At 73.4% G+C, this 421-nt stretch carries 1 protein-coding gene; it reads right to left on the bottom strand.

What is annotated here, in order from left to right; translation table 11 throughout:
- Positions 1–421 (bottom strand): pyridoxal-phosphate dependent enzyme (locus ACFR9S_RS12900; protein WP_379818830.1); only part of this gene is annotated, 421 nt, incomplete at both ends.

Raw genomic sequence — 421 nt, 5'->3', positions numbered from 1 at the left:
GCCGTCGACCTCCTCGAGCGCGGCGAGCGCGAGGTCGCCGCCCGGCGGGTCCGCGACTTCGAGTTCGCCGACGATCGTGTCCGGCGTCTCCCACGGCTCGGTCGCGATCGTTCCCGCCTCCCACGCCGCCGCGATCGGCGCGCAGCCGGCCGCCTGCACCGCGTACACCGTCGGTAGTTCGTCGATCAGGCCGAGTTCCCGACACTCTTGCAGGCCGTCGACGACGCCGACGACCAGTTCGCCCGTTCCCGCGGGGAGCACGACGGCGTCCGGCGTCTCCCAGCCGCGATCCGCGAGCAGTTCGTAGGCGACCGTCTTCAGCCCGTCGTGGCGGAACGGCGAGGCGAACGCGCCCAGATCGACGTACTCCGACTGGAGTTCCTCGGCGAGCGCGTCGACGGCGTCGCCGAGCCGCCCGGGG

The sequence above is a fragment of the Halolamina salina genome (genome assembly GCF_042678005.1).
In the GTDB taxonomy this organism is placed as follows: domain Archaea; phylum Halobacteriota; class Halobacteria; order Halobacteriales; family Haloferacaceae; genus Halolamina; species Halolamina salina.
This window is presented reverse-complemented; position numbering and strand designations above follow the sequence as displayed.